The sequence below is a fragment of the Nonomuraea sp. NPDC049625 genome (genome assembly GCF_040675285.1).
Lineage (GTDB): Bacteria > Actinomycetota > Actinomycetes > Streptosporangiales > Streptosporangiaceae > Nonomuraea > Nonomuraea angiospora_A.
Genome location: NZ_JBFAOQ010000002.1, coordinates 1,308,028 through 1,332,949, shown reverse-complemented (window position 1 = coordinate 1,332,949; position 24,922 = coordinate 1,308,028). Strand labels below are relative to the sequence as shown.

Genomic DNA, 24,922 nt, shown 5'->3' with positions numbered 1-24,922 from the left:
TATGCTCAACCCGCTCCACCTGCGGACGCTGACCGCCGTGCTGAACGCGGGCTCGTTCGCCGCCGCGGCCAGGCGGCTCGGTTACACGGGGTCCGCGGTCTCGCAGCAGATCGCGGCGCTGGAGCGGGCGGTCAGGATGCCGCTGTTCGAGCGCGGGGCCCAGACGATCACGCCCACGCCGGCCGCCCGGTATCTGGTGCTGCGGGCGTACGAGGTGCTGGCCGCGCTGGACGCGCTGGAGGACGACGTCCGCGGCATGTCCGAGGGCACGATCGGCCGGCTCAGGCTGGGCAGCTTCCCCACCGCGAGCCAGCGGCTGCTGCCGATCGCGCTGGCCGCGTACGCGCAGACGCACCCGGCGGTGGAGACCCTGCTCGACGAGGGGGAGCCCGACGAGCTGATCCCGCTGGTCCGGGCGGGCGAGCTCGACCTGGCCCTGGTCTACCGCTACGACCTGGTGCCCCGCGCCTGGCCGCGCGACCTGCGGGAGATCCCGCTGCTGGCGGAGGAGCTGCTGCTCCTGCTGCCCGCGGGGCACTCGCTGGCCGCCGCCGGGGCGGTCGCGCTCGACGACCTCAAGCACGAGACGTGGGTGTCCACCCGGGAGGGCACCTCCGGGGCCTCCTGCCTGCGCCGGCTGTGCGCGCGGGCGGGCTACGAACCGCAGGTCGACTACCGCAGCAACGACTACGGCGTCATCCACGGGTTCGTACGCTCCGGCCTGGGGGTGGCGCTCGTCCCGGCGCTGGCGCACCTGCCCGGCGAGGGCGTGGTCGCGACCGGGCTCGACGGGGTCGAGGCCCGCCGGCGCATCGCCGCCGTGCACCGGACCGCCGCTGCCAACCCGGCGGTGACCGGCGCCGTGTGCTCCCTGCGGCTGGCCGCGGCCCGGCTGGAGGACGACCTCCCCCGGAGCATAAGAACTTCTTACGCCTCACCCACAGATGCCGAGGCTTGGCCGCTTCCTCCGGCTCTGTCCGATCCCCGATCCTGAATGCGGTACGTGAGGAAGGAAGCCGATCAATGGGACGTGACCTGCCCGCGCGGGCCTCGGTGGTCATCATCGGAGGCGGCGCCATGGGCGTCAGCTCGGCGTACGCGCTGGCCGCGGCCGGCGTGCGCGACGTGGTCCTCATCGACAAGGGTCCGCTGGGCTCCGGCTCGACCTCCAAGGCGGCCGGCGGCGTGCGCGCGCAGTTCTCCGACCGGGTCAACATCGAGCTCGCCGTACGCAGCCTGGAGACGTTCGAGACCTTCGCCGAGCGCTTCGGGCAGGAGATCGACCTGCACAAGCCCGGCTACCTGTTCCTGCTCGACTCCCCCGAGTCGGTCGCGGAGTTCGAGAAGAACGTGGCGATCCAGAACGACCTCGGCGTCCCCAGCCGGATGATCCCGGTCGGGGAGGCCAAGGAGCTGTCGCCGCTGATCGACACCGACGGGCTGCTGGCCGCCGCCTACTCCCCCACCGACGGCCACTGCACGCCCGAGTCCGTGGTGCTCGGCTACGCCGGCGCGGCCCGGCGGCTGGGCGCGCGGCTGCTGCCGAACTGCGCCGCGACCGGCATCGAGGTCGTGGACGGCCGCATCGTCGCCGTCCGGACCGAGGGCGGCCGCGTCGAGACCGACACGGTGATCTGCGCGGCCGGCGCCTGGTCGCGGCCGGTCGGCGAGTGGGCGGGGGTCGACCTGCCGGTGGCCCCGCTGCGCCGCCAGATCCTGGTCACCGAGCCGGTCGCGGACCTGCCGCCGATGGCGTTCACCATCGACTTCGGCACCACGTTCTACTTCCACCGCGAGGGCCCCGGGCTGCTCCTCGGCATGTCCGACCCGGACGAGACGCCGGGGTTCAAGCTCGACCGCTCCGACGCCTGGCTGCCCAGGCTCGGCGAGGCCATGGCCCGCCGCGCCCCGGCGCTGATGGAGACCGGCATCGCCACCGGCTGGGCCGGGCTGTACGAGGTGACGCCGGACCACAACGCGCTCATCGGCACCGCCCCCGGCGTCGAGCGGTTCATCTACGCCACCGGCTTCTCCGGCCATGGCTTCCTGATGAGCCCGGCCGTCGGCGAGGTGGTCCGCGACCTCTACCTGGGCCGGACGCCGTTCGTGGACGTCACCGGCTTCGACGCGGGCCGTTTCGCCCTGTCCGGGGCCAGGCCCGAGATCAACATCGTCTGACAAGGAGATCCTGATGGTGACCACGCTGCCCGGCGCCGACGAGCTGGCCGCGACTGCGCGAGAGACCGCCAAGCGCTGCGGTGTGGACGTGGACGCGCTCGGCGGCGGCGTCACGACCACCTCACCGATCAACGGCGGGATGCTGTCCGCCGTGGACTGGGTGGACCCCGGCGCCGTCGACACCGCCGTGGAGCGGGCCAGCCAGGCGTTCCTGGCCTGGCGGACCGTGCCCGCGCCGGCCCGGGGCGCGCTGGTCAAGCGGCTCGGCGAGCTGCTGTCCGCGCACAAGGCGGACCTCGCCACGCTGATCAGCCTGGAGGTCGGGAAGATCACCTCCGAGGCGCTCGGCGAGGTCCAGGAGATGATCGACATCTGCGACTACGCGGTGGGTCTGTCCCGCCAGCTGTACGGGCGCACGATCAGCTCCGAGCGGCCCGGCCACCGGCTGATGGAGACCTGGCACCCTCTGGGCGTCGTCGGCGTGATCAGCGCGTTCAACTTCCCGGCGGCCGTCTGGTCGTGGAACACGGCCATCGCCCTGGTGTGCGGCGACCCGGTCGTCTGGAAGCCGTCGGAGCTGGCGCCGCTGACCGCCCTGGCCTGCGCGGCCCTGCTCGACCGGGCCGCCGCCGAGCACGGCGCGCCCGCGTACCTGAGCCAGGTCCTCGTCGGCGGCCCCGAGGTCGGCGAGGCGCTCGTGGACCACCCCGGGGTCGACCTGGTCAGCGCCACCGGCTCGACCCGCATGGGCCGCGCCGTGGGGCCGCGGGTCGCCGCCAGGTTCGGGCGGTCGCTGCTGGAGCTCGGCGGCAACAACGCGGCCGTGGTGTGCCCGTCCGCGGACCTCGGCCTGGCCACGCGCGGCATCGTGTTCTCGGCCGCCGGGACGGCGGGCCAGCGGTGCACGACCATGCGCCGCGTCATCGCCCACGCCGACATCGCCGACGCGCTGGCCGAGCGGCTCACCGACGCCTACGCGCGGCTGCCGATCGGCAACCCGATGGCGCCGGGCACCCTGGTCGGACCGCTCATCAACGGCCGCGCGCACGCCGCCATGCGCTCCGCGCTGGAGGCCGCCGTGGAGCAGGGCGGCACGCTGGTGGCCGGCGGCGGGCGCCGACTCGCCGACCAGGCCCCGGACGCCTTCTACGCCGAGCCCGCGCTGGTCCGGATCGGGGAGCAGACCCCGATCGTGGCCCAGGAGACGTTCGCGCCGATCCTCTACGTCATGCCGTACGAGACCCTGGAGCAGGCCATCGCGCTCAACAACGCGGTCCCCCAGGGCCTGTCGTCCAGCATCTTCACCCGCGACCAGGCCGAGGCCGAGCTGTTCGTCTCGGCCGAGGGCTCCGACTGCGGGATCGTCAACGTGAACATCGGCACCTCCGGGGCCGAGATCGGCGGCGCGTTCGGCGGCGAGAAGGAGACCGGCGGCGGGCGCGAGTCCGGCTCGGACGCCTGGCGCGGCTACATGCGCCGGGCGACGAACACGATCAACTACTCCGGCGAGCTGCCGCTGGCCCAGGGGGTCGAGTTCACCGTCTGACCAACCCGATCTTCGCGAATGAAGATCTCAACGCCGTCACGGATGCGTTCCGGCGGAGCCCGGCCGGTGCTTGCGCAGGGTGGTGGCGGCACCGGCCGGTCAGGGAGGAGCCTCAGGTGGCGAGGGTGGCCACCGGCTCCAGGTCGTAGGTGCGGGCGTAGCCGTTCTCGGTGCCCACGAGCAGGTCCACAACGTCGAAGTAGCGGTCCCAGAAGGGGGTTTCGCGCAGCGCGTCGATCAGCAGCCGGTAGGCGTCGTGGTCGTCCGCCTCCCAGACCCAGATGTCGGTGACCCGCGCCGAGTAGAACTCCGTGTCGTAGAAGCGGGAGCGGACGCCGCGGGTGCGGGCCTCGATCACCGGGACGACGTGGGTGGTGAAGGCCTGGACGCGTTCGGCCACGGTCATCGCGAGCCACTCGGGCGTTGTCTTGACCAGCATGAACGCGGTGACCGGCGGCTCGGTTCGGTCAGTGGGCATCGACTGCCTCCGGTGTGGCGAGGACGGCGGGCTTGAGAGTCTGCGCGCACCACTGCGCGAATCCGGTGGCCGGGCCCGCCTGCGGCGAGCGGTCGACGCCCGAGTCCAGGCCCTGGTCCTTGGCGCGCTTCATGTCGACCATGCCCTCGACGAACGCCTCGTTGAGGCCGTAGCCGAGCAGGGTGGACCGCAGCTCGTCGAGCGGCTGGCGCTGGTAGCGGACCGGACGGCCCAGCTCCTCGGTCATGATGCGGGCCAGGTCGTCGGGCGACAGGTCCTGCGGGCCGAGCACCGGGACACTGCCGACGCCGGTCCATGAGCGGTCCAGCAGCAGCCCGGCCGCCGTCGCGGCGATGTCGGCGACGGCCACCAGCGGGGCCGGACGGTCCGCGGCGACGGTGTCGGTGAAGACACCGTGCTCGCGGATCGAGTCGGCCTCCTCCAGCAGGTTCTCGAAGAAGGACGGGCTGGCCAGCGCGCGGTAGGCGACGCCGGAGCCGGCGATCAGGTCGTCCATGGCCAGGGAGGCGGTGACCAGCCCGGCCTGGGCCGCCAGCGGCGTGCCGCGGCCGAGCGCCGAGACGCCGACGACATGGCCGACGCCGTGGGCGGCGAACGCCCGCGCGGCCGGGCGGGTGAAGCCGCTGTACGCCTCGTCGGGCGTGGCCGAGGCGTCCGGCGGCACCAGCCAGAAGACGGCGTCGGCCCCGGTGAAGGCGCGCTCGACGGTCGCGGCGTCACCGTGCGAGCCGGTGACCACCTCGACCCGTCCGCGCACGGCCTCGGGGAGCCGGGCAGGATCGCGGACCACGACGCGCAACTCCTCTCCGCGTGCGGGCGCGGCCTCGACCAGCAGCGACAGCAGCCGCCGGCCGATGTTCCCGGTGGGGGCGGTAATGACGATCATGAAAACCTCGCGGTCTATGTCGGATCGGTAAGGCCCTTTGATCGTGCAGACCGGCACCGCATTGCCACAATGGGAACTTCAGCATCCAATCATTGCCTGAAACGGAATAATGCCGGTGAGCAGCCCAGACCCGAACCTCGACGCCAACCTCGCCGTCGCCCTCGACGCCCTGCTGACCGAGCAGAGCGTCACCCGTGCCGCCGCGCGGCTGCACACCTCCCCCGCGGCGATGAGCCGCACCCTGGCCCGGCTGCGCCGGGTGCTCCAGGACCCGCTGCTGGTGCGGGCAGGACAGGCGATGGTGCCGACACCCCGCGCCGAGGCGCTGCGGGACGAGGCCGCCGCGGTGGTGCGCCGGCTGGAGGCACTGCTCGCCCCGAGCGGCGGGATCGATCCCGCCACATTGCGGCGCACCTTCACCGTCCAGGCCTCGGACCTGGTCGGCGCGGCGCTGGCGCCGGGTCTGCTCGGGCTGGCCCGGCGCCGGGCGCCGGGCGTCTCGCTGCGGGTGCTGGCCGAGGAGTGGGAGGCGGGCCCCGCGCTGCGCGAGGGCCGGATCGATCTGGAGATCGGGGCCATCGACCACGTCGACCCGGAGACCCGGGTCGAAGAGCTGGTCACGCTGCGGATGGCGGCCGGCGTCAGGGCCGGGCACCCGCTCGCCGAAGGAACCCTGACGCCCGCCAGGCTGGCCGCGGCCGAGCACGTCACGGTCAGCCGCCGGGGACGCTTCACCGGCCCGCTGGACGCGGCCTTGGCCGAGCAAGGGCTCAGCCGGCGGGTCAGCGCCGTCCTGCCCGGACATCTGGCGGCGATGGCGCTGGCCGCAGTCGGCGACGTGGTCTGCCTGGTGCCGACCGCACTGCCGGGCGAGCCCCCTTCACCACTCAGCGACGCGGCGCACGCGCTGGGACTACGCCTGCTGCAAATCCCGCTGCCGCTGCCACCACTGACGATCGGCATGGCCTGGCACCCGCGCCACACCGCGGACGGGGCCCACCAGTGGCTGCGTGGCGCCGTGCGCCGGGTGCTCCGTCCGGCCCGGGAGGAATAGCCGACGGCGCGGGTCCGCGCGGACCCGGATGCCCCGGACACAGGCCCGAACCCGACCGCGGCCGGCCAAGGCCGGCCACAAGGTCATCAGCCTGAGGGCATATACGAAACTTTGGTTGCGTAAATGAGCGGCCCCGGTGTACCTTGAATTTCGCTACCCCAGTAGCGAAATGGAGGGATCCACATGAGGCCACGGGGGCGACCGCGTGACACCGAGGTCGACGAACGCGTCCTGCAGGCGGCCACCGAGCTGCTGCTGCGGCGCGGGTACGGCGGCCTGACCACCGACGAGGTGGCCGAGCGGGCCGGCATCGCCAAGACCACGCTGTACCGCCGCTGGCCCACCAAGGACCACCTCGCCCTGGCCGTCGTGGCCAGGCTGCAGGACCACGACGAGATCACCGACACCGGCGACATCCGGCGCGACCTCACCGACTACATGGAGAAGGTCGCCGCCGGGCTCAACCGGATGCGGGTCGCGGGCCTGCCGCCCGGCCAGGAGAGCCGCTCGGCGGGGACGGTGGCCGAGCTGGTCGCCGCCGCCGCGCGCCACGACGACGTCGGCGAGCTGGAGCGGGACGTCTACGCCCGCCGCAACGCGCTGGCCTGCGGCCTCATCGAACGAGCCCGCGACGAGGGCCGGCTCCGCCCCGACGTCGACCCCATGACGCTGCTGGAGCAGCTCGCCGGAGCCCTGTACTACCGCGTCCTGATCACCGGCGACCCGGTGGATCGCGCCTACGCCGCACGCCTGGTCGCCGCCGCCCTCGATGGCGCCCTGTAACTCCTCAGGAAGGACTTCTCACCATGTCGCTCATCACGCCCGAGACCGCAGTCGTACGCGCGGCCGACGCCGAGATCATCGGCGGCGGCGAAGCCCCGGCCACCGGCCGGCTCCTGCTCGACTCCAGCGCCACCGGAGGCGCCCTGAGCAGCCTCCGCATGACCCTCACCCCGGGCGCCGACGGCGCGGTGCCCCACCTGCACACCTCCTCCAGCGAGCTGTTCTACGTCCTCGGCGGCGCCGCCCAGGTGCTGGCGGGCGACGAGGTGCTCACCCTGGAGGAGGGTGACATGGCCGTGGTGCCCCCGAACGTCGCCCACGCCTTCGCCGCCGCCCCCGGCTCCGAGGCCGACCTGCTGATCGTCATCACGCCGGGCGTGGAGCGCTTCGAGTACTTCCGCCTGCTGGCCCGCCTGCGCACCGGCGAGGCCACCCTCGAGGAGCTGCTCGATTCGCAGGAGCTGTACGACAACCACTTCCTCGACAGCCCGCGGTGGAAGGAGGCCCGCTCGCTCGGACAGGGCTGACGATCAGGACTCCACGGGCGGCTTGGGCGGCTTCCGGTCCCACCCCTGGCTGCCCTTACGGCCCAGCGACCACATCTGCATCCCGCGTTCGATCTCCAGCGCCGACGGCCAGGACACCGCGGGCGGGCCGAGTTCGAGGGTGGCGCTCTGCTTGATCCGCCGGGCCAGCTGGGGGTCGGCGGCGGCCATGGCCACGAGCCGGGTGGCGGCGTCCAGCATGGCGTGCGGCTCGGCCACGTCCCAGGCCAGGCCGCGGCGTACGGCCTCGGCTCCGGACAGCGCCGCGCCCAGGACTCCGAGCGCGATGGCGTGCTGATATCCGGCCGCGCGGCCGAGCAGGGCCAGGTGACCGCCGCCCGGATGGATGCCGCGCGCCACGAACCCGCTGTCGAGCACCGCGTCGTGGCTGACCAGCATCAGGTCGGTGGCCAGGGCGAGGTTGAGCCCGGCGCCGACCGCGCCGCCGGTCACCAGGGACACGCTGGGCACCGGGAGCCGCCCGACCTGCACGAACGCCGCGTACACGGCCGAGGTCCGCGCGACCGATTCGGGCGCGGCGGGATCGGCGGAGGAGGCGGCCAGGTCGCGGGTGTCGGCGCCGCTGCAGAAGTAGGCGCCCGCGCCGTCGACGAGGACGGCGCCGATGGTGTCGTCACCGTGGACGCGGGCGCAGAAGTCCTCGATGAGGGCGGCCATCTCCAGCGTGATGGCGTTCTTGCGCCGGGGGTTGTTCAGGGTGAGCCTGGCGATCCCGTCGCCGACGGTGGTGATGGCGGGCGGTTCGGCGGTCATGGTGCTGCTCCTGTCGTCAAAGGGGCCTCGATCCCGGCTCGCCGGTGACGAGCTCCCACACGTCGCCCGATCCTCTCGCCAGGTCGGCGCATCTGCGCTGCCAGTGGAGCTCGTTGCCGTGTTCCTCGCGCCATGCCCACAGCCTCCTGGTGCAGGAGCCGAGCCGGTGCTCCATCGTGAACCCGATCGCGCCGTGCAACTGGTGGCCCGCGGCGGCCACGGACCGGGCCAGCGCGGACGCCTCGGCCTTGGCCGAGGCCACGGCGAGCTCCCGGTCCTCGGCGCCGTCCCGCAGCGCCGCGACCGCCGCGTCCGCCGCCACCTCGACGGTGACCACGTCCGCCGCCAGCCGCGCGAGCCGGTGCTGGACCGCCTGGAACCGGGCCAGCGGCTTGCCGAACTGCACCCGGTCGGTGACATGCCGCGTGGTGAGCGTCAGTACGGCGCGGGCGGCGCCGGCCAGCTGCAGCGCCCGCGCCGCGGCCCCGTGCAGCTCCAGCTCGTGGCGCCACGGGCCGGGCGGCAGGGGTGTGACCGCGGCCTCGGCGCCGTCGAGCACGGCGTTGTCGCGCTCCTCCCCCGCCAGGTTCTCGCCGGGGGAAAGCCCGGCAGGGGCGGGCAGCACGGCGGTGGCCGGCCCGTCCGGGGTGCTGACCAGGGCCACCAGGTGATCGGCGGATCTCAGCCAGGGTACGCGGATCAGCGGGCCGGTGACCCGCCACCGGCCGCGGGGGCCCGGCTCCGCCACCAGATCGCCGGTGTACGCGGTCACCGTCCCGGGCGGCAGGGCGGCTCCCGACGCGGCGAGCAGCGGGCCGGCGACGAACAGGGCCTCGGCCAGGGGCAGCGCCGCCCCGGCCGCGCCGGCTTCGCGGACCACCACGGCGGCGTCCGTGAGCGTGCCGCCGCTCCCGCCCTGGGGCTCGGGAACCGTGAGCGAGGTGAAACCCAGCTCCTCCAGCCGGGCCCAGAGCGCCGGGCCTGGCAGCTCCGCGTCCAGCAGGCCCCGCACCGCATCGGCCAGGTCGCGGAGGTGGTCGGCGGTCACCGGAGCAGCTCCTCGGCCAGGTCGCGGAGATGGTCGGCGGTCATGAGGACAGCTCCTTGGCCACGATCGAGCGCAGGATCTCGTTGGCGCCGCCGCGCAGGGTGAAGGCCGGGACGTGCAGGACGGCCTTGGCCAGCATGGCCGCGAGCCCCCGGCCGCCCGGCTCCGGGCGGACGTGTCGCCGCACGGCGTCCACGACGTCGCCCTCGAACTCCGTGCCCAGGTCCTTGACCAGGGCCGCCGCCACGGCCGGACTCTCCCCCGCGGCCAGCCGCGCGGCGACCGACAGGGACAGCCGGCGCAGCGCCACCAGCCGGGAGACCAGCCGGCCCAGCTCGGCGTGCGCGACCGGGTCGTCCCCCAGGTTCTCGGGCCGGGCCCACTCCCGCAGCAGCGGCAGCGTGCTGAGGATGCGCTCGGGGCCGGAACGTTCGTTGCCCAGCTCCGCGGTGACCTGGCGCCAGCCGTCCCCCCGGCGGCCCAGCAGGCCGCCCGCCGGGATCACCGCGTCGTCGAAGACCACCTCGTTGAAGTGGTGCGCCCCGTCGATGGTGATGATCGGCCGGATCGAGACCGCCGGGTGGGGCAGGTCCACGATGAACTGGGAGAGCCCGGCGTGCCGGTCGCCGGCGTCGTCGGTGCGCGCCAGGACGACCACCGCCGTGGCGATGTGCGCGACGCTGGTCCACACCTTGGTGCCCGTCAGCCGCCAGCCGTCCTCGACCTCTGCGGCCCGGGTCCGGACCGAGGCCAGGTCCGAACCCGCATCGGGCTCGGACATGCCGATCGCGAAGAAACCTTGGGCGCGGGCGATTTGCGGGAGATACGTTTGTTTCTGTTGTTCTGTGCCGTTACGCAGGATGCTGGGTGTGATCTGCCGGTCGGCTATCCAATGGGCCGCCACCGGCGCCCCGGCGGCCAGAAGCTCCTCGGTCACCACATAGCGCTCCAGCGCGGTCCGCCCGTGCCCGCCGTACGCCGCGGGGATCGTCATCCCCACCCACCCGCGCCCGGCCAGGCGGCCGCTGAAGGCCGGATCGACGCCCGACATCCAGGCGTCGGCCTCGGGGGCGAAGCCGCCGGAGGCGATCTCGTCCTCGAGGAACCGCCTGACCCGCACCCGGAGCTCCCGTAACCCCTCCGGCAGCCCGGCGACCGCGCCGAGCGCCAGGGCCTGAGCATTCACGAGGGGATCTTATATACGCGATGCTTCCCACTCCGGGAAATGCGCGGCCAAACCGGCCGTTCCCAGGAAAACAAGTAGATCTTTTGCCCATATGTGCCATTCATCACCCCTCGACACCTAAACTTCGGGAATGCGTTATGTCCCTTTTGTCCTGGTTGCCGCTGCGACGCTGGCATACACCGCGACTCCGGCAGCGGCCATCACCAACGGTTTCACCGACGGTGACGCTCACCCGGAAGTAGGGGCTCTCATCTCCGATGAGGCGAATCCCGACGGCACGTGGTCGTACTGCACCGGAACGCTCATCTCGCCGACCGTCTTCCTCACCGCCGCCCACTGCGGTGAGCCGAAGCAGAAGACGGCCACCGTCTCCTTCACGGGCCACTACAAGCGCGGGGGCCAGGTCTACACCGGCCGTTACATCCCGGACCCCCGCTTCTCGAAGAAGTCCGACCTCCATGACATGGCCGTCGTCCTGTTCAGCAAGCCCGTCCCGAACATCACGCCCGCCCAGCTGCCGGCCGCGGGCCTGCTCGACCTCCTCAAGGCCCAGAACAAGCTGGAGTCCGCACGCTTCACCCCCGTCGGGTACGGCTCGCTCAAGCCCACCAAGAACAAGCCGCGCGGCCAGAGCTTCCACTACACCGACACGCGCCACCAGGCGACCATCTCGTACAAGAGCATGACCCCGAGATGGCTCAACCTCTCGCTGTCCACCAAGGGCGACGGGAGCACCTGCTTCGGCGACTCGGGCGGCCCGAACTTCCTGGGCGGGCTCACCTCGCACCTCCTCATCGCCACGACGATCTCCGGCGCGGACGACGCCTGCAGGAAGACCAACTACGACTACCGACTGGACTCCGCCTCGGCGCGGCAGTTCCTCGGCAAGTACGTCACCCTTCCCGGAGATGCCTGGTCAGCGGCGATCGCGGCGCTTCCGTCCCGTCCGAGCGCGGGCTGAAGATGGGGCGGGGCATCGGGACCCGCTCCGCCGCCGGCGGCGGCGCCTGATCCACCAGCGCCTGGATCGCCGTCCTGCGCCTCTCGATGCCCGCTCCGTCGATGCTGATCCGCGGCCTGCTCCGGCTCTTGTCTTCCATCACGCACGGGAGCGTACTGAGACGGACGCCAAGAGCAGGTCACGAGCGCGCCCGGTTACTCCCGTCAGTCGAACGTCTCGTGGACGGCGTCCGGGACGTCCTCGTCCAGCTCCACGCGAACCCGCTCGATCGTGCCGGTGAAGGGGAAACCGCGCGGATAGTCCCAGCTCACCGGCGACAACGCGTCGCGTCCCAGCACCAGGCCCTGCCAGCCGATCAGGTAGCGGGCGGTCGTGAGCGGCTCCTTGCCGCCGTCGGGGCGGCCGTCCACGGCCAGGGCGGCCACACCCTGGCAGGGGCCGGTCCTCGTGAAGATCATCGACAGGACGTGGTCGCCCGGCGGCAGCGGGTGCTCGCCGTGCACGCGGTAGCGGGTGCCCTGGTGGTTGTACTCGTAGTGGAGCCGGCCCTCTGCCACGTACAGGACGTGACCGCCGTTCACGTCACCCTGGGAGATCAGCACGCCTTCGTCGCCCTCGCGCAGCCGTACCTCGGCGTCGATGCGGTACGAGCGGTCGTAGATCAGCGGCGTGACCCCGCCCGGGATGCGGCTCATCTCCGGGTAGAGCACGAAACTCCGCCGCCTCCTGGGCGAGGCCGCGCTGTGGTATTTTGCGGCGCGTTCGGCGAAGTTGCGGTCGTCCAGGGGGAAGACGCCGTACCGGTCGGCCTCGGACCACCAGCGGCCGATCAGCTCATGGAGCACGTCGGGGCGCTCGGCCGCCAGGTCGTGGCACTCGGAGAAGTCGTCGTCCAGGTGGTACAGCTCCCACCGGTCGTCGTCGTAGGAGGTGCCGCGCTCGTGGTAGGCCACGGCCTTCCAGCCCTCGTGCCAGATCGCGCGGTGCCCGTACATCTCGAAGTACTGGGTGGGGCGGCTGGTCGGAGCCGTGGCGCCGTCGAAGGTGTAGCGCATGGACACGCCGTGCACGGGCAGCTGCGGGAGCCCCCGGTACGTCTGCGGCATCTCGGCGCCGACGACGTCCAGGATCGTCGGGGTCACGTCGATGACGTGGTGGAACTGCGTCCGTACGCCTCCCTCGGGGACCCGCCCCGGCCAGGAGACAATGAGCGGGGCCCGGACTCCCCCGGCATGCGTATTTTGCTTGTAGCGCTTGAGCGGGGTGTTGCCCGCCTGCGCCCAGCCCCAGGGGTAGTTGCCGTGGCAACGGAAGCCGCCGATCTCGTCGAGGCGAGCGAAATTGTCGGCGTGGGAGACGGCGTCGCCGTTCTCGTAGGCGATCGAGTTGGTGTTGCCGAGCGCGCCGCCCTCCTGGCTGGCGCCGTTGTCCGACAGGAGCACGAACAGCGTGTTCTCGCGGGTGCCGATGTGCTCCAGGTGGGCGATGAGCCGGGCGAGGTGGGCGTCGGTGTGCTCCAGCATCGCGGCGAACGCCTCGTGCAGCCGGGCGGCGACCGCGCGTTCCTCCTCGGGGAGCTCGGCCCAGGGCCGCACCCCGTCGTTGCGGGGCGCCAGCGCGGTGCCGGGCGGGATGATCCCGAGCTCGACCTGCCGGGCGTGGCGGCGCTCCCTGATCAGGTCCCAGCCCTCGTCGTAGCGGCCCCGGTAGCGCCGCAGGTACTCCTCGGGCGCCTGGTGCGGCGCGTGGCCCGCCCCCATGGCCAGGTAGAGGAGGTACGGCTTGTCCGGCCCCACCGACTTGTGGTCGGAGACGCAGGCGATGGCCCGGTCGACGAGGTCCTCGGTGAGGTGGTAGCCCTCCTCCGGCGTCCGCGGCGGCTCCACCCGGTGGTTGTCCTGGACCAGCTCGGGAAAGTACTGGTCGCTGATGCCCTCGAGGAAGCCGTAGTAGCGGTCGAAGCCCCGGCCCAGCGGCCACTGGTCGTAGGGGCCGATCGCGCTGGTCCGGTCCATGGGCGCCAGGTGCCACTTGCCGAAGGCGTAGGTGTTGTAGCCGGTGTCGCGCAGCACCTCGGCGATCGTGGCCGCGCGGTGGGTCACGGTGCCGCGCTTGCCGGGGAAGCCGCTGTCGGCGTTGGACAGCAGGGACATGCCGACGGCGTGGTGGTTGCGGCCGGTGAGCAGCGAGGCGCGGGTGGGCGAGCACAGCGGCGTGACGTGGAAGTTGGTGTAGCGCAGCCCGCCGGCGGCCAGGGCGTCCATCGTGGGGGTGGCGATCTCGGATCCGTAGCAGCCGAGGCTGCCGAACCCGACGTCGTCGAGGACGACCACGATCACGTCCGGCGCGCCCTCTCGGGGCCTGGGCGGCTGCGGCCACCACGGCGTGGAGTCCTGGTAGGTACGTCCCACGTGCCCCGAGGTCATGCATGCGTCCTTTCTTCGAGCTGGCGCAGGGTCAGGCCGCGGGTCTCCGGGGCCAGTTTGAAGGTCACCGCGGCGTTCAGCACGGCCAGGGCCGAGATGACCAGGAAGGAGACGGCGCCGAGCGCCTCGAACATGCTGGGCAGCGCCAGCGTGCCGACCACGCTGCCCGTCTTGCCGACCATGTTGACGATGCCGACGGCCCGCCCCCGCACCCCCGCCGGGAACAGCTCGGGCGCCCAGGAGTAGAAGGCCAGCGAGGTGCCGCCGTTGATCACCGCGATCGTGACGGCGAAGGCCGCCAGCACGAGCCACGAGGTGCCGAACCCGGCCCAGATGACGAACGTGCACGCGGCGGCGACGGCCGTGCCGGTGATCGCGATGAAGCGGCGGCCGATCGACTCGATCACCCACAGGCAGACGATCAGGCCCAGGATCACGGCCAGCGCCGTCGTGCAGGCGGTGAACAGCAGCGAGGTGAACGTGCTCGGCGTGACGATGCGTTTGATCAGGCTGGGCTGGTAGAGCAGGATGGCCGAGCCGTACAGGTTGTTGCAGCCCCAGTACACGCAGAGCATGACCATCATGATCGCCAGCGGCCGGCGAAACAGCATCCGCAGCGGGGCCGGCTGCCCGCCGCCCGTCGCGGCGGGCTCGGGCGAGCCCGCCTCGCCGGAGGTGGCGTACCGCCAGGCGGCCACGGCCTCCTCGTGGCGGCCATGGGCACGCAGCCAGTACGGCGACTCCGGCGTACGGCGGCGCAGGAAGAGCAGCAGCACCGCCGCGACGGCCCCGGTCGCCATCACCCAGCGCCAGTGCTCCACCCCGGAAGCGGTGAAGACCAGCAGCGTGACGGCGATGGCGGTCAGCGCGCCCAGCATCCAGGCCACCCCGCCCAGGCCGGTGAACGTCCCGCGCCTCCTGGACGGGATGAACTCCGTGATCAGGGCGGCCGAGGCCGGCATGTCCGCGCCGATCGCGAACCCGACGCAGAACCGCAGCGCGATGAGCTGCCACACGTCGTTCACGAACAGGAAGCCGAGCGAGGCCAGCACGAAGACGGCCATCGAGGCGAAGAACACCGGCCGCCGGCCGAAGCGGTCGGTCAGCGGGCCGGTCAGCAGGGAGCCGAGGGCCATCCCGACGAACGCGGACGCGCCCACCAGGCCGAGGACGCCGGGGTCCGGGGAGAGGTCGGGCACGATTCCGAGCAGGGCCCCGGACAGGACCAGCAGGTCGTAGCCGTCCACGTAGTAACCGCCGATGGCGGTCAGCGCGATCCTGCGCTGACCTCTGGTCATGCGTCCGGCATCGAACTCCACAATCTCGCTCGTCATATTCCGGGAATTTAGGACAGGCGCAACCATTCGTCTATTGCCATGGCCCGGCTCAAAACCATACGTTTTCCGGATGATCGAACGCCTGGACCTGCAGCTGAGCTGGCTGGCCACCTTCGTGGCGGTCGTGGACCACGGGGGCTTCACCGCCGCGGGGCGCGTCCTGGGCCGCTCGCAGCCCCGGGTCAGCGCGCACGTCGCCGCCCTGGAGCAGGCGCTCGGCGACACGCTGCTCATCCGTACCAGCAAGGAGGTCACGCTCACCGCCGCCGGCGCCAGGTTCCTGCCCAAGGCCCGCGCGGCGCTGGCCGCGATCCAGACCGGAGTGGACGAGGTGCGGACCCTGCGCGCCGAGCTCAAGGGCCGGGTCACGGTGGGCGGTTACCCGGGGCTGAGCGCGGTGCTCCTGGCGCCGCTGATGCAGCGGTTCAGGCGGCTGCACCCCGGGGTGACAGTGGTGCTGCGCGAGGGCGACCCGCTGCAACTGGAGGAGGCCATCGCCCGCGGCGAGCTCGACATCGCGCTGCGCACCTCGGACGTGCCGCAGGTGTACCACAACGTCCCCTCCGCGCACCTGTTCCACGAGAAGATCGTGCTGGTGGCCCCGAAAGGCCACCCGCTGGCCACGGCCTCGCCGGTGGACCTCAGGCTGCTGTCCCAGGAGACCGTCATGGTCACCGGCGACCCGTACGCCGGCTGGGCCGACTACCGCGACCGGCTCGACCGCGTCGGCGCCGACCCCGTCGAGATCATGGTGATCGCGCAGGCCACCACGATCTCGGCCATGGTGGCGGCCGGTCTGGGGGTGGCGATCCTGGGCGCGTTCGCCGCGCAGGTCGCGGTGTTCGGGGACGACGTGGTGACCCGGCCGCTGCCGGCCCCCTTGTGGCAGCGGGAGATCCGCGTCTACCGGAAGGCCGGACGCGTGTCCACCAGGCCGGTGGACGCCTTCCTCGACCTCCTCCACCAGGAGGCCCCGGCCCTGACCGCCCGCACCGCCGCCTGGCCGCAGTGACCCGCCGCTAGGAACGGCGCCGGAAGTAGCAGATCGTGGCGGTGGCCAGGGCGGCGCCCCAGATCGGCCAGAAGCACTCCGGGAGCCAGGCGCCCCATTCGTCCAGGGTGAACCGGCCGGCGATCGTGGACCTGATGTAGGTCAGCCCGGCCACGGTGACGACGATCGAGACGAACCCGGCCGGGATGACCGCCAGCAGGGGCGGCACCCGCCTGCCGCGCAGGCCGGGGATCCAGCGCGGGAAGACCTCGCCCCACCGCTGGGTCAGCCCGAGCGTGAGCACGCCGCCGAACGCGCCGAAGGTCGCCAGGTACGCGCCGGCCAGCCACAGGCCGTCCTCTCCCTGGGCGAGGAACTCCGGGGTCACGCCGAGCGGGATGCCCAGGGCCCAGGCCCACCGGGTCAGGCAGTACACCAGCGGCACCGCGACCGCCACGTACACGGCCCGGCGCCCCCGCTCGGGGGTGAACCAGCGCGCGGCGTCCCGGCCGCGGCCGTACGACAGCGCCGCGGCGGCCAGGAGCAGTCCGCCGAGCACGCAGACGAGCTGGTTGAGCACCGGCCACGGCCAGGCGTCGGCGAGGGTGACGCCGCCCAGGCTCCAGCCGAACAGCGGCGCGACCAGCAGGAGGGGCGTGTAGGCCAGGCCCATCATGAGCCGGGAGTCGGGGACGACCAGGATCAGGAGCACGGCGATCGGCCAGGCCAGGTAGAGCGGGGCTCGGCCGCCGTCGCCGCGGGCCAGCGCCAGCGCCGTCACCAGGGCGAGCAGCGCGACGGCGGCGATCCACCAGCCGAAGCTCGGCGTCGCGCCGGCCAGGACGGACAGCGCCCCGTCCGGGTCGGGGTCCGAGGCGCCCCAGGGGAAGCCGGGCGTCCCCAGCGCCCACGCCGCCCCGAGCAGGCCGTAGCCCAGCGCCCACAGCGCCGCCGCGTAGCCGCGCCGGCCGGAAGTGAGGGTTTCCATGCGATCAAGCCTTCCGGGACCCGGTCGCCGGGGCCAGATGCCGTTCGGCACCTCTTGACCCCGGCGACCGTGCCGTTCGGCACCTAGGAACGGTTTCCCACGAAGACCGGAGGAGTCCGGTCCTTCCAGGGCATCGCCTGTTCCAGGTGGGCGGCGATCCGGAACAGCAGATCCTCGCGGCCGTAAGGGGCGACGATCTGCACGCCGACGGGCAGCCCGTCGGCGTGGCCGAGCGGCAGGCTGATCGCGGGCTGCCCGGTGACGTTGAACAGCACCGTGAACGGCCCGTAGCCGTCGAGCGACTCCAGCCAGCTCGTCAGCGTGTGTTCGGGATCGTCGTAGCGCAGCGTGCCGTGCGGCGCGGGCAGGCGGGCCAGCGTGGGAGTGACGAGCAGGTCGTGCTCGGTGAAGAACGCGCCCGCGGAGCGGGTAAGCCGGTTCTGGGCGTCGAAGGCGGCGAGCAGGTCCAGCCCGGTGTACTCCCGCGCCGCCCGCAGGGCCTGACGGGAGACGGCCTCCATCCGGGCCGGGTCCGGCTGTCTGGGGGCCAGGAGCAGCGTGGAGGCGATCGCCACGCTTTCGGCCGCCAGGCTGCGCATGACCGCCTCCTGGTCCACGTCCGGGGCGGCCTCGGTGACGTGGTGCCCGGCCCGCTCCAGCGCGTGGCCCACGCGGAGCGCCGCCTCGGCCACCCGGCCGTCCACCTCGGCCCCCGACCAGGCCTTGGTGGTCACCGCCACCCTCAGCCGGCCGGGGTCGGCCCCGACCTCGTCGGCGTAGCGTCGCCGCGGGGGCGGCGCGGTGTACTTGTCGCCGATGCCGGGTCCCTGGACGGCGTCCAGGAGGTGCGCGGCGTCGCGGACGGTCCGCGTGAGCGCGAACTCGTACGACATGCCGAGCATCGCCTCGCCCGCGTCGGGCCCGCAGGTGATCCGGCCGCGGCTCGGCTTGAGCCCGACCAGCCCGCAGCAGGAGGCCGGGACGCGGATGGACCCGGCTCCGTCGCTGGCGTGCGCGACGGGCACCGCGCCGGCGGCGACCAGGGCGGCCGCGCCGCCGCTCGACCCGCCCACGCCCCTGTCCAGGTCCCAGGGGTTGCGGGTGGGCCCGTACCTGAGCGATTCGGTGGCGAAGCTGAGGCACAGCTCCGGGACGGTGGTCAGGCCCAGCGTGACCAGGCCGGCGGCCCGGAAGCGGGCCATCAGCTCGGTGTCGCGCCCGGGGACGATGCCCGGCAGGGCCCGGCTGCCGAGAGTGAACGGCACCCCCTCGGCCACCGGCCCGTGGTCCTTGATCAGGAACGGCACCCCGGCGAACGGGCCGTCCCCGGCATGGTCCAGCGCCGGCCTAAAAATTGGCAAGGCCAGGCCGTTGACCTGCGCGTCCGCCTGCTCCAGGGCCCGCCTGGCGGTGGCCTCGACCTCGTCGGCGGTGACCTCGCCCGACCTGATCAGATCCGCGATCCCGACGGCGTCGTACCTTGCGTATTCATGGAGCTCCATGAAGAGCCTCCTTCTGAGCGTCCTCGATCACATGTGGCGGTGGGCGGCGCCCGGGGCGCCGCCGATGACGAACAGCCTGAACAGCGGCGATGGCCGCGACTCGGGGGCCATCCCCTGCTGTGATCGAGGTGCTTCTACGCTCGGTACATCACGACCCATGGTGGCGGGTGCCGCCCAGGGCCGTCGAGCGGTTTTCCCCGCGACCGGGGTCCTCCCGGCGCACGGCTCGTGCGCCGGGAGGGCGGGCCGGCGTCAGTCGGCGGCGTGCCCGGAGCGCTTCCACGGGCCGGTGATGGCGAACACGTGGCCGGGCGACTGGATGTTGGCGAACAGGATGCGGCCGTCGGCGCTGAAGGTCGGGCCGGTGAACTCGCTGTCGTTGAGGTCGTTGCGGGCCAGCGGGTACGACTTGCCCTGCGCGCTGACGCCCACCAGGTGCTGGATGCCCTCGCCGTCTTCGGCGAGGATCACCCCGCCGTACGGGGAGACCGTGATGTTGTCGGGTCCGTCGTAGTTGGTGTCCTGGCTCGGGTCGGGGTTGACGCCGAAGATGACCTTGAGCGTGACCGTCTCGGTGCGCGGGTCGTAGAACCACACCTGGCCGTCGTGCTCGTTGACGCTGCCGTCGGTGTGCCGGGCGAAGCTGGCCACGAAGTACGCGCCGCCGTCGCCCCACCAGGCGCCCTCCAGCTTGCGGCTGCGGGTGACCTGGTCGTTGGCGAACTGCAGGCGCACCGACTGGGCCTTCGCGTCACGGTCGGGAACCTCGACCCAGCGGGCCTTGAAGCGCGTGCCCGGCTCGGTCGCCTCCGACAGGTCGGCGATGTGCGTGTCGTCCCGGTAGCAGCTCAGCGCCTCCAGCTTGCCCGCGGTGTCGCCGCCCTCGGACAGCGCCAGCGCCCGCAGCGCGCCCTTGCGGCCGTGGAACTTCCTCGGCGGGGTCCACCGGTAGTAGAGCCCGTTCGGCCCGCCGGCGTCCTCGGTCAGGTAGATCGCCGACGTCCTCGGGTCGACGGCGACGGCCTCGTGCGAGTAGCGGCCGAGGAACTTCAGCGGCACCGGGTCCTGGTTGGCCTCGCGGTCGAACGGGTCGACCTCGAAGACGTAACCGTGGTCCTTCTGGTAGGCCCCGCCGGCACGCTGCTCGGTCTCCTCGCAGGTCAGCCAGGTGTTCCACGGGGTCTTGCCGCCGGCGCAGTTGTTGTGGGTGCCGGCCAGGCTGACGTATTCGCGGATCCGCTCGCCGTGCGCGTCCACGTCGATGTTCGTGGTGCCGCCCCCGGCGCCGGGGTCGTAGGTGAGGCCGGGCAGCGCCGGCACCCGATACGGCTCGCTGCCTCCGATCTCGTGGTTGTTGACCAGCGTGGCACCCCGGCCGTGCGGGAAGGCCGCGGTGCCGTCGGCGTCGCTCGGGGTCGGCTCGCCGCTCTCCAGCAGCGTCACCCCCGCCTCCGCGACGACGCGGTACGAGAATCCGGCGGGCAGGGCCAGGATGCCGGCCGGGTCGGGGACCAGCGGGCCGTAGCCGAGCGGGGGCCGGGTGGCGGCGAGCGCGGCAGGACCGGCGATGGTCTCGATGCTGCCGGCTAACGCGATGCCAAGGCTCCCCGCCGCGGTGCGGCCGAGGAAGGAACGACGAGAAACAGGTGAGGACACGGGACATCTCCTCTAGCGTCTGGGCGCAGGTACACCAGCCGACCCAACGATGCCACGGAGACGGCCGCCGCGCCGCCCGCAGTCCGCATGATGAACGCCGGATGAACAACCGGTTCCGTCCGGCGCCCTGGTGAGCGGGTCGGGGTTCGAAATTCTCACGACGCGGATAACAGTTGAAGAACGGACGATGGCGGGTCCGTGGTGCGGTGCATCAGCATGGAAACGTGACAGTCATTTCCGCCAGGCGGCGATCGACCGGGCGCCGGGGGCCGTACGTGGCCCGCGCGGTGGCCCAGCTGTTGTCCTGGCCGGCCCTGGAGCTGAGCGACACCAGGCGTGGCATGGCCTTCACCGTCCGCGGCACCGAGATCCTGCGCCTGACCGGCGCGGACGAGGTGCGCCTGTGCCTGACGGAGCCCGCGATCGAACGGCTGGAACCGTACCTGCGCGACTGCGATCAGGTCCAGGTGGACGCCGACCACGCGTGGGTGACCCTGAGGGTCGAGGCCGAGCCGGACCTCGATCTGCTGCTGGCGCTGACCAGCGTGGCGATCAAGGCGCACGCCGCCTCGGAGGTCGCCTGATATCGGGCATGGGCCGCCCGCCCATGGTGACTGATTTATACCGAAAAAGTGCTCTATGGGGCGGGCTTTGGAACGTGCTATGACAAAGTCATGGCGTACGACGAGCGCCTCGAACGTGAGGCGATCCAGGACGTGGTGACCAGGCTGGTCGCCAGATTCACCGGAACGCGTTCGGCCGAGCAGGTAGAGGCGGCAGTGCGGACGGCCTATGACCGATTCGCCGACAGCCCGGTGCGCGATTTCATCCCGGTGCTGGTGGAACACGATTCCAAGGAGCTGCTGCGCGGCTCCAGGGAGCTGCTGTGCGGCGGCACCAGCTGACGGGACCGCCTGACGGGTGACGGTCTCCCTTTCCGGGGTAGCTGAGCCGGCGGAACACGACAGGCTCGGCGCGGGGAGCGGGGATGTACTACGACCAGTTGCTCAAGATCGTGGAGCAGCAGACCGGGGCGGGACCCCAGGCCGCCGAACGCGCCGTGCAGGCCACGCTCCGTACGCTCTCCGAGCGGCTCTCCAAGGACGAGAGCCGCGATCTGCTCAGGGAGCTGCCTCCGGAGGCGATGCCCTGGCTCTACACCGAACGGGACCCCGAGACCTTCGGCGTCGAGGAGTTCCTGCGGCGGGTGGCCGAGCGCGCCGGGGTCGACGTCGAGACGGCCGGGCGGCACACCCGCGCGGTCTTCTGGGCGATGGGGCAGGCGGTGAGCCCCGAGGAGTTCGCCGACATGGCGGCCGACCTCCCGGACGACTTCGAGGCCCTGGTCGCGGAGGCCGGACGCGGGTACGTCGAGATCGTGCCGGCCGGGGAGTTCCTGGCCGGGGTCGCGGAACGGGCCGGGCTCGACTACTCGGGCGCGCGCCGGGCCACCGAGGCGGCGCTGGAGACGCTCGCCGAGCGCATCGCCCCGGGCAAGGTCGAGGACCTGGTCGGCCAGCTGCCCGTCCAGCTGCACGCGCCGCTGAAGCGCGGAGTGGGCGGGGGTTCCGGCCGGGAGCTCCCGCTGGAGGAGTTCGTCCGCCGGATCGCCACGCGCGAGGGCGTCTCCCCCGAGCGGGCTCGCGAGCACGCCAAGGCGGTCTTCACCATGCTGCGCGAGTCGATCGCCGGCGAGGAGTACGCCGACCTGGCGGGCCGGCTGCCCGACGAATACCGGACCCTGCTACCACGTCCCTGACAATCACCATTTACACGAATATTTGGCGACTGTTCGAGCAGAATGCCTGTCATGGTCACCTTGATCAAGCGGCTACGGCAGGGGCTCGCCATCCGGGTGATGCGGGCGGCCAGGGCGGCGAACCGGAGTCCCCTGGCCCGCAGGCTCCTGCGCGGTCGCAGCATCCGGCGCTTCGCCCTGGTCAACCGGCTCTACCACACGGTGTTCCGGCTGGGGGTGGCCACCGGCGACCGCGACGCCGAGGCGCGTTACCGGGGCGTCGTGCTGACCGGCCCCGCGTGGGACGCGACGATCATGCCTTCGGTCTCGGCGGGGTACTACGAGGAGTTCGAGGTCGGCGTCTTCGAGCGGCTGGCCTCGATCAGCCGTTCCGTCCTCGACGTGGGGGCGAACATCGGCGTCTACACCTGCACCGGCGCGGCGCGCCTGCCCGAGGACGGCAGCCTGATCGCCTTCGAGCCGGTGCCGGAGAACATCGGTTACCTGCGGCGCAACGTGGAGCGCAACGACCTCGCCGCCCGCGTGACCATCGAGCCCGTGGCCGTGGGGGCGGCGCCGGGCCGGCTGACCGTGCACCTGTCGGGCGAGCAGACGGGCAAGCACTCGGCCGCCGCGGCGAACGTCGGCACCGCCGCCGGCACCCTCACCATGCCCATGACCTCGATCGACGCCTACCTCGCCGACGGCGGCCTGGGCCCGCCCGACCTCATCAAGATCGACGTCGAGGGGTACGAGGGCTTCGTGCTGCGGGGCGCGGCCGAGAGCCTGGCCGCGCTGCCGGCGCTGCTGTTCGAGGTGCATCCCGAGCTCCAGGAGAACTGCGGCTGCGCCGCGGGCGAGCTGCTCGACCTCGTCTTCGACCGCTACCCCTGGGTCTTCGTGATCGACGAGCTGGACAACGTCCTGCGGCCGTGCACGCGGGCCGAGCTCGACGACCCGCACGCGATCGGCCTCTACCGCTCCAACCTCGCCGCCGTCGGCAGGCCGGAGCACCTCGACGCGTTGCGGCAGTGGCACGGCCTCGGCTCACCCTGAGGGATCACTGAGGGATCACTGAGGGATCACGGCTCGGCCCTGCCGGTGGCCCAGGCCCACGCGGCGATGGCGACCCGGTTCCTGGCGTCGATCTTGCGCTGGATCGCGGCGATGTGGTTCTTGACCGTGCCCGGCGCGAGGAAGAGCTCCGCGGCGATCTCGGCGTTGGTCCTGCCGTGCGCCACCATCGCCACGATCTCGTCCTCGCGCTCGGTGAGGACGACGTGCGGCGCCGCGGGGGGTGTCTCGGGCAGGCCGCGCTGCCGGAGCAGCCGGACGGTGAGCTGGGGGCTGATGAGCATGTCGCCGTTCATCGCGGCCCGGACGGCCTCGACGAGCAGCGCGGGGCCGGAGCGCTTGAGGATGAATCCTGAGGCGCCGTGCCGCAACGCCGCGTCGACGTACTCGTCCAGCCCGAACGTGGTGACGATCACGACGTGGATGCCGCTGCCCGCCAGCGCGCGGGCCACCTCGATGCCGTCGGCCCCGGGCATGCGGATGTCGGCGAGCACGACGTCGGGCCCGATCGCCCTGGCGGTCTCGATCGCGGCCCGGCCGTCGGCGGCCTCGGCCACGACGGTCATGTCGGGCTGGGCGTCGAGGATCAGCCGGAAGGCGGCGCGGATGCCTTCCTGGTCGTCGGCGATGAGGATGCGGATGGCCACCCCGGCGATTGTGCCAGCGGCAGGCGGGCGGCCAGCGACCACCCGTCCGGTACGGCCCGCGCCACCAGGTCACCGCCCTGCTCCCGGACGAGCGCGGCCAGCGCCGGCAGGCCGGACCCGCCTCGCCGGCCGCCCCGCGTTCCCGCCACGCCGTCGTTGGTCATGGTGATCTCGAGCGCGCCGGACCCGGCGGTCACGGCGAGATCGACCCGGGCCGCCCCTGGGGCGTGCCGCCGCACGTTGGTCAGCCCCTCGATCACGATCCGGTAGGCCAGGGCCCCGGTGTCCGCGGGCACCGCCGGCAACGCGTCCATGCGCAGGCGGACCTCGGCGGGTCCCGCCTCGGAGAAGCGCTCGGCGGCGGCGCGGATGCCGTCGAGATCGCCCGCGGGGGTGAGGGGCCGGTCGTGGTGCAGCGTGTCCAGGGTCCGGTCCAGCATCGACAGGGCGCGCTGGCCGGCCGCCTCGACGCGTTCGAGGGCGTCCAGCGGATCGCCCGCCACCATGCCCGCCTGGGCGTGCGCCACCATCTCGCTGATGTCGTGGGCGACGAAGTCGTGCAGGTCCCGGGCCAGCCGCAGCCGCAGCTCGGTCCGGGCGTCGGCCGCCGCGCGCGCCTGCCGTACGTCGAGGAAGCGCAGGTAGCCGCCCACGGCGGCGGCCAGGAGCGCGCCCAGGCCCCAGAACGCGGACGCGCCCACCGCTTCCAGCCACGAGACCGGGAAGAAGAACCGCAGCAGCCAGACGGCCCCGGCCAGGCCCGCCGCCGACGCGGCCGGGGCCGCCCGCCGGGGCGGCGCGTACCGGACGACCAGGCCGGCCAGCGCCGCGAGCGCCAGCCCCTCGGCCATCCCCAGCGCGTCGGCGCCCGGCGCCGCCTCCACCGCGCCCATGACGTGGGCGAGCGTGACGGCCAGGGAGACGGCCGCGGCCAGGAGCGTCAGCTCGGGCAGGCGCGACCTGAGCCGCGGACGGAACGACGTGGAGGCCGCGAACGAGACCGCGGCCAGTGCCGGTACGGCGTCGGCGACCCACATCAAGCTCACCGGACCGACGATACGCGCAGACCGGACACCGACCGGAACTCCCCACGTGCTCACCGC

The 24,922-nt window shown here is 72.7% G+C and carries 24 protein-coding genes; 12 read left to right on the top strand and 12 right to left on the bottom strand.

What is annotated here, in order from left to right:
• Position 1 precedes the first annotated feature (1 nt).
• From AB0J87_RS13495 to AB0J87_RS13485, 3 genes are read left to right on the top strand one after another with little or no spacing between them, the layout of a single operon-like run.
• Positions 2-994, top strand: a complete 993-nt coding sequence (locus AB0J87_RS13495; protein WP_363965012.1) for a LysR family transcriptional regulator — start codon at positions 2-4, stop codon at positions 992-994.
• Between the two features lie 29 nt (positions 995-1,023).
• Positions 1,024-2,178: an FAD-binding oxidoreductase gene (locus AB0J87_RS13490; protein ID WP_363965010.1), complete on the top strand. Its 1,155-nt coding sequence runs from the start codon at positions 1,024-1,026 to the stop codon at positions 2,176-2,178.
• Positions 2,179-2,191: 13 nt separating this feature from the next.
• Positions 2,192-3,724, top strand: a complete 1,533-nt coding sequence (locus AB0J87_RS13485) for an aldehyde dehydrogenase family protein (protein WP_363965008.1) — start codon at positions 2,192-2,194, stop codon at positions 3,722-3,724.
• A 112-nt stretch (positions 3,725-3,836) separates the two neighbouring features.
• On the opposite strand, the gene AB0J87_RS13480 is transcribed toward AB0J87_RS13485, so the two are convergent.
• Together AB0J87_RS13480 and AB0J87_RS13475 are read right to left on the bottom strand one after the other, a co-directional pair.
• A complete protein-coding gene (locus AB0J87_RS13480) occupies positions 3,837-4,202 on the bottom strand; it encodes a darcynin family protein (RefSeq protein WP_363965006.1) in 366 nt (121 codons plus the stop codon).
• Complete coding sequence (locus AB0J87_RS13475; RefSeq protein WP_363965004.1) at positions 4,192-5,109, bottom strand: NAD(P)H-binding protein; 918 nt, start codon at positions 5,107-5,109, stop codon at positions 4,192-4,194. The genes AB0J87_RS13480 and AB0J87_RS13475 overlap by 11 nt, the downstream gene beginning before the upstream one ends.
• A 115-nt stretch (positions 5,110-5,224) precedes the next feature.
• On the opposite strand from AB0J87_RS13475, the gene AB0J87_RS13470 reads away from it, so the two are divergent.
• The 3 genes from AB0J87_RS13470 (at position 5,225) to AB0J87_RS13460 (ending at position 7,473) form a co-directional block, all read left to right on the top strand.
• Entirely contained in the window at positions 5,225-6,163 is a 939-nt protein-coding gene (locus AB0J87_RS13470) for a LysR family transcriptional regulator (RefSeq protein ID WP_363965002.1), read from the top strand.
• A gap of 183 nt (positions 6,164-6,346) precedes the next feature.
• Positions 6,347-6,946 (top strand): TetR/AcrR family transcriptional regulator, encoded by a 600-nt coding sequence (locus AB0J87_RS13465; RefSeq protein WP_363965000.1) that lies wholly within the window; start codon positions 6,347-6,349, stop codon positions 6,944-6,946.
• Positions 6,947-6,969: 23 nt separating this feature from the next.
• On the top strand, positions 6,970-7,473 hold the full coding sequence (locus tag AB0J87_RS13460) for a cupin domain-containing protein (RefSeq protein WP_363964999.1): 504 nt from the start codon (positions 6,970-6,972) through the stop codon (positions 7,471-7,473).
• A 3-nt stretch (positions 7,474-7,476) separates the two neighbouring features.
• On the opposite strand, the gene AB0J87_RS13455 is transcribed toward AB0J87_RS13460, so the two are convergent.
• The 3 genes from AB0J87_RS13455 to AB0J87_RS13445 are packed head-to-tail and all read right to left on the bottom strand — an operon-like array spanning position 7,477 to position 10,499.
• Positions 7,477-8,265: an enoyl-CoA hydratase-related protein gene (locus AB0J87_RS13455; RefSeq protein ID WP_363964997.1), complete on the bottom strand. Its 789-nt coding sequence runs from the start codon at positions 8,263-8,265 to the stop codon at positions 7,477-7,479.
• A gap of 16 nt (positions 8,266-8,281) precedes the next feature.
• Positions 8,282-9,313, bottom strand: a complete 1,032-nt coding sequence (locus AB0J87_RS13450) for an acyl-CoA dehydrogenase family protein (protein WP_363964995.1) — start codon at positions 9,311-9,313, stop codon at positions 8,282-8,284.
• A gap of 40 nt (positions 9,314-9,353) precedes the next feature.
• Complete coding sequence (locus AB0J87_RS13445) at positions 9,354-10,499, bottom strand: acyl-CoA dehydrogenase family protein (protein WP_363964993.1); 1,146 nt, start codon at positions 10,497-10,499, stop codon at positions 9,354-9,356.
• A 130-nt stretch (positions 10,500-10,629) separates the two neighbouring features.
• Here AB0J87_RS13445 and AB0J87_RS13440 point away from each other — a divergent pair, with 130 nt between their 5' ends.
• On the top strand, positions 10,630-11,460 hold the full coding sequence (locus AB0J87_RS13440; protein WP_363964991.1) for a trypsin-like serine protease: 831 nt from the start codon (positions 10,630-10,632) through the stop codon (positions 11,458-11,460).
• Between the two features lie 203 nt (positions 11,461-11,663).
• Here the strand turns inward: AB0J87_RS13440 and AB0J87_RS13435 are convergent, their stop codons facing one another.
• Together AB0J87_RS13435 and AB0J87_RS13430 are read right to left on the bottom strand one after the other, a co-directional pair.
• On the bottom strand, positions 11,664-13,886 hold the full coding sequence (locus AB0J87_RS13435) for an arylsulfatase (protein WP_363964989.1): 2,223 nt from the start codon (positions 13,884-13,886) through the stop codon (positions 11,664-11,666).
• Positions 13,883-15,220 carry an MFS transporter gene (locus AB0J87_RS13430; protein ID WP_363964988.1) on the bottom strand — a complete coding sequence of 446 codons (1,338 nt, stop codon included), beginning with the start codon at positions 15,218-15,220 and terminating at the stop codon, positions 13,883-13,885. The genes AB0J87_RS13435 and AB0J87_RS13430 overlap by 4 nt, the downstream gene beginning before the upstream one ends.
• A gap of 73 nt (positions 15,221-15,293) precedes the next feature.
• On the opposite strand from AB0J87_RS13430, the gene AB0J87_RS13425 reads away from it, so the two are divergent.
• The gene (locus AB0J87_RS13425) at positions 15,294-16,235 is read left to right on the top strand and encodes a LysR family transcriptional regulator (RefSeq protein WP_363964986.1); all 942 of its coding nucleotides are present in this window, start codon (positions 15,294-15,296) and stop codon (positions 16,233-16,235) included.
• Between the two features lie 7 nt (positions 16,236-16,242).
• Here AB0J87_RS13425 and AB0J87_RS13420 read toward each other — a convergent pair whose 3' ends face one another.
• The 3 genes from AB0J87_RS13420 to AB0J87_RS13410 all read right to left on the bottom strand — a co-directional run bounded on the left by AB0J87_RS13420 (position 16,243) and on the right by AB0J87_RS13410 (position 20,360).
• A complete protein-coding gene (locus AB0J87_RS13420) occupies positions 16,243-17,202 on the bottom strand; it encodes a hypothetical protein (RefSeq protein WP_363964984.1) in 960 nt (319 codons plus the stop codon).
• A gap of 83 nt (positions 17,203-17,285) precedes the next feature.
• Entirely contained in the window at positions 17,286-18,704 is a 1,419-nt protein-coding gene (locus tag AB0J87_RS13415; protein WP_363964982.1) for an amidase, read from the bottom strand.
• Positions 18,705-18,956: 252 nt separating this feature from the next.
• The gene (locus AB0J87_RS13410; protein WP_363964980.1) at positions 18,957-20,360 is read right to left on the bottom strand and encodes an alkaline phosphatase PhoX; all 1,404 of its coding nucleotides are present in this window, start codon (positions 20,358-20,360) and stop codon (positions 18,957-18,959) included.
• Between the two features lie 224 nt (positions 20,361-20,584).
• Between AB0J87_RS13410 and AB0J87_RS13405 the strand changes: the two genes are divergently transcribed.
• The 4 genes from AB0J87_RS13405 to AB0J87_RS13390 all read left to right on the top strand — a co-directional run bounded on the left by AB0J87_RS13405 (position 20,585) and on the right by AB0J87_RS13390 (position 23,154).
• A complete protein-coding gene (locus AB0J87_RS13405) occupies positions 20,585-20,944 on the top strand; it encodes a luciferase family protein (RefSeq protein ID WP_350742907.1) in 360 nt (119 codons plus the stop codon).
• Between the two features lie 90 nt (positions 20,945-21,034).
• Positions 21,035-21,265 (top strand): three-helix bundle dimerization domain-containing protein, encoded by a 231-nt coding sequence (locus AB0J87_RS13400; RefSeq protein WP_363964977.1) that lies wholly within the window; start codon positions 21,035-21,037, stop codon positions 21,263-21,265.
• An 83-nt stretch (positions 21,266-21,348) separates the two neighbouring features.
• Positions 21,349-22,119 carry a DUF2267 domain-containing protein gene (locus AB0J87_RS13395; RefSeq protein ID WP_363964975.1) on the top strand — a complete coding sequence of 257 codons (771 nt, stop codon included), beginning with the start codon at positions 21,349-21,351 and terminating at the stop codon, positions 22,117-22,119.
• A gap of 51 nt (positions 22,120-22,170) precedes the next feature.
• Positions 22,171-23,154, top strand: coding sequence for an FkbM family methyltransferase (locus AB0J87_RS13390; protein ID WP_363964973.1), 984 nt, complete (start codon positions 22,171-22,173; stop codon positions 23,152-23,154).
• A gap of 26 nt (positions 23,155-23,180) precedes the next feature.
• Here the strand turns inward: AB0J87_RS13390 and AB0J87_RS13385 are convergent, their stop codons facing one another.
• Together AB0J87_RS13385 and AB0J87_RS13380 are read right to left on the bottom strand one after the other, a co-directional pair.
• Positions 23,181-23,819 carry a response regulator transcription factor gene (locus AB0J87_RS13385; RefSeq protein WP_363964971.1) on the bottom strand — a complete coding sequence of 213 codons (639 nt, stop codon included), beginning with the start codon at positions 23,817-23,819 and terminating at the stop codon, positions 23,181-23,183.
• On the bottom strand, positions 23,759-24,865 hold the full coding sequence (locus AB0J87_RS13380) for a histidine kinase (RefSeq protein ID WP_363964969.1): 1,107 nt from the start codon (positions 24,863-24,865) through the stop codon (positions 23,759-23,761). The genes AB0J87_RS13385 and AB0J87_RS13380 overlap by 61 nt, the downstream gene beginning before the upstream one ends.
• Positions 24,866-24,922: the final 57 nt, after the last annotated feature.